Origin of the sequence: Nostoc sp. UCD121 (assembly GCF_014222285.1) — a bacterium.
Classification (GTDB): Bacteria; Cyanobacteriota; Cyanobacteriia; order Cyanobacteriales; family Nostocaceae; genus Nostoc.
In genome coordinates this window covers 1-6663 of the sequence record NZ_JACKZS010000301.1, presented here as the reverse complement: position 1 = coordinate 6663, position 6663 = coordinate 1, and the positions used below count along the sequence as shown (strand labels likewise).

The following is a 6663-nucleotide window of genomic DNA, read 5'->3' as shown; positions in this document are numbered from 1 at the left end:
CGTTGATGGGTTGTGCTGACATAAAGTTTCTGATTACGAATGTGGCAATCTTTTCTTTGTAATCACCCCTGTTATCAACTAGCAAATCGAGATATCCTTCTGCTGTGCCGTGTACGCCTTCCTCCTGCCCCTATACCCAATTCAGATTTCTGTTCTCTGGCTAGGAATGCGACGGCTAGGCAGTGAGAGCGCGATCATCCAAACACCCGTCAACAAAAAATTAATACCTGTAAATAATCCCAGTACCCAAGCTGCACTGAAAGGCCATTGATACAAAATTAAAATTGCCAGAATAATGGCCATTATGCCACTAAACAGTGTCCAACCCCAATTTGGATCTGGACGTATTTGAAATGCTGTGATTACCTCAAATACACCCTCAGCTAAAAAGACAATTCCCAGGGCTAAGGTGAGAGAGCGCGCAGCACCAAAGATGTTGCTAATCAACATAATTCCAGCAAGTAAATATAGAATACCAACTACTAGCTTTGGCCAGAAGCCTTTTTGCCGTCGTGATTGAAATGCGTGGACAATTCGGACAATACCAGCGATAAATAAAAACCAAGAGATGACGATTGCGATCGCAATAGTGGCAACGAATGGTTCTGCGATCGCTGCCATGCCTAGCACAATCATTAAAATGCCTAGAACGATGAACCATCCTAAACTTTGTCTCGCTTGACCGACGTTTTCAGAATTCATAACAGGTTCCAAAATGCGTTGTTAATTTGCTCCTAATTTTTAAGATCTAAATGTTCAATCTTAAACAGTCAGAAAGATATTTAAAGCAAGCTATAGCGCTTTAAATATGCACAACTTCTGCGGGCAAGATGCCCACCTCACAAGTGATTTATTTTTATGGATGCAAATTAAAAGATTTTCAGCCTATTAGGATGAGCATGGACAAGCGGAATCGTAATCCGCATAAGTAAAGAATTTACAATATTTGAAGTTTTGACTTCCTCACTCCCTAGAGATAAAGCAAGTCCTAGTAAATACTGATATTTAGCTTTGATTAATCTTTATACAGAGTGATGAAATAAAGTGGTGAAGATGCTACTAGAGTACGGCGGAATTTAGCTAATATCTCAGTGAACAAGACTTGGCTAAAATTTCCTTATTAAAGAGACTTCTTGTATCAGTTTAAATATTCGAGTATTTTCGATTGATTGCGAGTTGGCTAACAGACTCTGTTAGCCAACTAAACCATTAAAAATCGAAGGTTGTGCGAAGCACACCCACATACTGCGTATCATTTCTACTGTCATTTTCTGGGTTGAGAATCACCCAAAAACCAGGAGTTACTGAGATATTATCGTTCAGGCGGTAGCGATAGAATGCTTCAATATGATAAGCGGTGTCTCGGTCTTGACGGATATCACTGTTAGAGACACGCGGCGGTATACCAAAGAGAATTCCCGGCAGATTGCCCTTACCGCCCACATCGGGAAACGACATACCAATCGCTCCAAACCAAGCATTGGCATTATCACCATTGTTTACGAAGAGAGAATCTGTTCCACCCCTACCATTAGAAATATCGCTGAAACCAGAGTTTTTCGCATTTGCCCAAACATATCCACCCCAAGAGTGAACCTGGAAATTTGGGGAAAAGCGATAGTATCCCTGTACGCCAACAATGCTATTGGAAGTGGCAATGTTATTTCCAAAGGGAGCGTTTGAAAGGGCGCTGCCTCTGCCGGCGTTGATATCTACAGTGCCAGCAGGGTTATAACCATGAGAGTATGCGACACCAATAGCTCCTTGTTCCCCGTAATATGCTAGGTGGGCTAGAGCATTGTAGCCGCCATCAAATAAGCCATTTTGCGCTGATGGAACATTTGGATTATTTGCTAAATAGCCCAAGGTGAGAATCAAGTTTTTACTGATACTCCAGTTAGCTGCTGCACCACCACCACCGCGCTCGAATAGGGGACTGTTTTTGCCAAAGAGCGAGGGAATCCCATTACCATCATCAGCGATCGTGGCAGGAGTGATGTTGTTTGTGATGTCGTTGTAACCAATACCTGTGGGGCCAACAACGAAAGAAAGGGAGTCACCAACGGGGAAGTAGTAACGGATGTGGGGAATTATTAGTGTATTGTTGCTGTCATTATCGAAATTCAGTCGTGTCATGCCTGTGCCTGTGGCTGCGGCAATTTGACTTGCACCATTAGAATTTGTAAAGTTGCCAAACTCTAGCCGGACTCGCAATAAATCTTTACCGGTGAAGCTACTCTCTAAGTTGAGACGACCCCGGTTAGCAAAATAGAGACGGGATTCATCGCTTTGTCCACCTACTCTATTACCAAAGGTATCACTAATGGCAGTAATAATTTGAGCATTCAATTTAGTAGTGGTGGAAAATTGCTGCTGCTCCAGCGTTGCTGTATGTGCTTCCAGGGTATCCACCCGGCCACGCAGAGTTGCCAATTCTGCCGCAAACTCTGTCTGCAAATTTTGCAGCACTGTCAAATCTTCTTTTTTGACTAAATCATTAGTACCCACAGCAATTAATTCGTTTACACGGTCTAAGCAGGCGTTTAAACCAGCAGCAAATTCATAACGACTCAAGGCACGATTACCGCGATAGGTTGCATCAGGATAACCTGCAATACAGCCATAACGTTCGACTAGTGATTGCAGTGCTTGGAATGCCCAATCGCTCGGTTTGATATCGGAAAGTTGAGAAACAGAATTTACTTGTCCTTGTAAATTTTTATCAGCATCTACTGCACTCGAATTATTTTCTAGAGGCACTGCCCAAACTGCTGGAACTGTCAAAAATAAGACAATAAAGCTATGAAAAACAACTTTGAACATTGACTTATTACTTAAAAATGCTTAAATTCTGGCTTTGTAACTAAGGAATCGCGCAGAAATAAATTATCTATTTGCTGAGGGACAAGAAAGATTCGAATGATCCGATAGTTCTATCCCTTATGAAACTCACATAAGAGCTAGCTACCGCTAGGACTTTTATCATGCCCCCATATCAGTTATCGTACTACAGTAACTGGTGTTCCCAGACTGACCTGATCGAATAATTCTTTAACATCGTTGTTGTACATCCGAATACAACCGTGTGAGGCAGCCTTACCTACTGAATCAGGATTAGGGGTACCGTGAAAGCCAACCCAATTTTTACCGTTTGTCCAAAATCCAATCCAGTATTTGCCAAGTGGGTTTTCAGGGTCTCCTCCTGCGATCGCCTTACCTGTAAAAGGGTTTATCCAAGTAGGGTTTTCCAGCATTGTACGGACTCGGAAAGTACCAATTGGACTGTCCCAGCCTTGGCGGCCTACTGCTATAGGATAACTTTTAATTCGGGTTTTTCCTCGATAGAGGGTTACTCGACGGTTACGAATGCTGATCTCTAGGTGAAGAGGTTGAATAATTAAATTATTAATATTATTTGTTTGAGAAACTAAATTGTTGGTTGAAGTATGAGAAGTCAGTCTTATTTCCGAAGCTAACAACATAGCCGAATTAAAATTTAATCCAGATACACAAATAAAAACCAGTAATTTATCTAATTGCTTGAACATTTTAGAAAATATTTTTTTTGCAATCAATACTTGAGTACCCAATTAATAATCTATTGTTTAATTCTTGAGTTTATATTATCATATTGCATATTTCTTCAATAAATTAATCCTGATAAAAAAATAGTTTGTTTAACCACTAGATATAAAGAATGATTGGTTAATAGAGGTCAAATAAAATTTTCAAAAGGTGTTGCAGTAGAAATCGAATCGATTGGCAGCACATCTCATCTTTTCTACTGCATTTACTGTTGATAACAGCCATTATCTGCTGAAATGATCTCTAACTAGAGGCAGCAAGCTTTACAAACTCACTAGTCCGTGTAGGACTAGTAAATTACCATAGCGCTCTGACACCTCCACCAGTATTTTGTCCACCGGTTGTGTTGTTACCATCTGTATTTTGTTGCGTTCCGGTAGTGCCGTTATTTGGATACTGTTGCGTTCCGGTAGTGCCGTTATTTGGATACTGTTGCGTTCCGGTAGTGCCGTTATTTGGATACTGCTGTGTTCCGGTAGTGCCGTTATTTGGATACTGCTGTGTTTCTGTGTTAGAACCACCTGTAGATTCCCCTGCTTGGGAGTACAATCTATCGCCTATACGAGCTTGACTAGTTTCCAAATTTCTAGAGCTAGATTGGGACAGAGCATATACTGGAAGACTCATTAAAACAGCAGTACTAGCAACTCCCACGAGGCTAGCAACTATTTTGAGCAAATTTTTACTGTGGTTTATATTCATTGGGATCTCCTGAGTTTGAAATTAAATGGTTCTGATGCTACTAAGCACTTTGCTGAGATTTAGAAAATTTTTTCTCTATTTCTCAACTACAGCTAATGTTCTCAACTCAAAGTATTAAGATATATGCTGTTACTTAACTAATAAATTAACTGAATTATTTTTCTTATCCTTCTGTCTAAAGTCTAGTCTGGCATTAAAATAAATTGTGATATCTTAGACAATTTTTGTTTAATTTTTTTAATTAATCTATTACCTTAGATGGACTTTGAATATATTGCTTTATAGAGAAAATTAATGTTTTAAACTTCTTAACATAAATCTGAAAATAACACAATTATTTATGGGTATAGTTAAATTCAGCTTGCTGTCACGAAGAGGTTGTTTGAAAAGTATTTTGCTGTGATTTAGACACTTTGAGATCTCCCCTAACCCCCCTTAAAAAAGGTGGGAACCGGAATCAAAGTCCCCCTTTCTAAGCAGGGCTGTTTCATTCCATTTCAAACAGGATTTGTCAAGATGGTGAGCGAGAAAATTGTAAGTGAGGGTGACGAGAAGATGAACTTTTAAGCACTTGAACAACAGTAAAATTGTTCATTTTCCTGGCACGCTGGTAACAAAATAATCAATTTTAAATCGCTAGAACCCTTGATGTTTAGCGCTCTTTAGGGAATGAAACAGCCCTGCCCTTTCTAAGGGGAACTTTGGAGGATCTAGAACTTTTGATACTGACAAGAGGACTTTCCAAACATCCTCTAAGGGCAAAACTATTACCGGGTAATTCTAGAGGATTAAATGGTTTAGCGATCGCACTTATCATTCCCATCTGGTACAGGGACGGCTCAAAACAGCTTGTCAATGTACTCTTGTGGGTCACTGTGTTTAGCTGTTAGGTGGATGCAAATTACATATCTTCTAACTCTATTCCTTTGGTTTCTTTAATAAAAAAGAGAATGAAAAAGAATGAGGTAGCTGCCGCAATTGTATAGAGTCCATAGGCAGAACCTAGACCGAAATATTGGAGTATGGGAGGAAATGTTGTGGAAATAAGGAAATTCGCAACCCATTGCATTGCAGCAGCAATCGAAAGTGCAGCGGCTCGAATTTTGTTATTAAACATTTCTCCCAACAGTACCCAAACCACTGGCCCCCAGGAGAAACCGAAGCAAAATACATAGAGGTTGGCTGCGATGAGAGCCATAGTCCCGGCGCTTCCGGTGAGATTGGGGTTCCCAGCAGCATCGAGAGGAGCATTACCAAAGAGATAAGCCATCGTACCCAATGTTAAGGTCATGCCAATCGACCCTATTATCAGTAAGGGCTTGCGACCAAATTTATCTACGAAGGCGATCGCAATCAGTGTTGTAATAATATTGACGGCTCCTGTAATCACCGTAATGCTTAGGGAATCTTTTTCTGAGAACCCAACGGCACGCCACAAAACGCTGCTGTAGTAGAAGATTACATTAATTCCAACAAATTGCTGTAATACAGATAAGCCGATTCCTATCCAAACAATCGGAAGGAGTCCGCCACTTCTGCTTAAGAGGTCAGAAAATCTCGGTTCGCGTTCTCGAAGCACTGTCTGCCGAATTTCTTGGATTTTTGCCAGCACATCGCCCCCCAAAATCTTGGTCAGAACGTTAGCAGCTTCTGGCTCTCGTCCTTGAGCAACCAAGTACCGGGGAGATTCGGGAATCATCAAAGCTGACATTCCATACAGCACGGCGGGAGGAATTTCTGTCCAAAACATCCAGCGCCAAGCGGCTATACCAAACAAAAACGGCGACTCGGCTGAACCTGCTGATACAGCAATAAAGTAGTCGCATAGCAGTGCAATAAAAATTCCAACTACGATCGCTAATTGTTGCAGAGATCCCAATCTCCCTCGCAAATGGGTGGGAGAACATTCGGCAATGTAAGCTGGCGCGATTACACTAGCAACACCAACTGCAATGCCACCCAATACCCGCCAAAAGATGAAATCCCAGATCCCGAAGGCAATTCCAGAGCCAATAGCACTGATGGTAAACAACACCGAAGCTGCTACCATTGCTTTGACTCGACCATATCGGTCTGCAATTTTCCCTGCATAGAAGGCTCCTATCGCAGACCCTAACAATGCTAGGGAAACGGCAAGACCCGTTAACACACTGTTGGCGTTGAAGGCTTTGGCAAGAGCGCCAACCGCACCGTTGATCACTGCGGTGTCAAAACCGAATAGAAAGCCGCCGAGGGCAGCAGCACCAGCAATCAAAATCACATAAAATGTGCTGGATTTACGACGAGTAGTAGTGGAGGTCATAGTTTATATATTGGGAATGGGGAATGGGGAATGGGGAATAGGGAATTGGGAATTGGGAATGGGGAATTGGGAAT

The 6663-nt window shown here is 41.5% G+C and carries 5 protein-coding genes; all 5 read right to left on the bottom strand.

All coding sequences use genetic code 11. From position 1 onward, the window contains the following. Nucleotides 1-141: 141 nt before the first annotated feature. Nucleotides 142-702 carry an HdeD family acid-resistance protein gene (locus GNF10_RS33885; protein WP_185584301.1) on the bottom strand — a complete coding sequence of 187 codons (561 nt, stop codon included), beginning with the start codon at nucleotides 700-702 and terminating at the stop codon, nucleotides 142-144. Nucleotides 703-1209: 507 nt separating this feature from the next. Next, complete coding sequence (locus GNF10_RS33880) at nucleotides 1210-2823, bottom strand: iron uptake porin (protein ID WP_185584303.1); 1614 nt, start codon at nucleotides 2821-2823, stop codon at nucleotides 1210-1212. A 176-nt stretch (nucleotides 2824-2999) separates the two neighbouring features. Next, on the bottom strand, nucleotides 3000-3548 hold the full coding sequence (locus tag GNF10_RS33875; protein WP_185584305.1) for a L,D-transpeptidase: 549 nt from the start codon (nucleotides 3546-3548) through the stop codon (nucleotides 3000-3002). A 334-nt stretch (nucleotides 3549-3882) separates the two neighbouring features. Then, nucleotides 3883-4287 (bottom strand): hypothetical protein, encoded by a 405-nt coding sequence (locus GNF10_RS33870; RefSeq protein ID WP_185607391.1) that lies wholly within the window; start codon nucleotides 4285-4287, stop codon nucleotides 3883-3885. Nucleotides 4288-5188: 901 nt separating this feature from the next. Next, the gene (locus GNF10_RS33865; protein ID WP_185585284.1) at nucleotides 5189-6589 is read right to left on the bottom strand and encodes a sugar porter family MFS transporter; all 1401 of its coding nucleotides are present in this window, start codon (nucleotides 6587-6589) and stop codon (nucleotides 5189-5191) included. Between the last annotated feature and the right edge of the window lie 74 nt (nucleotides 6590-6663).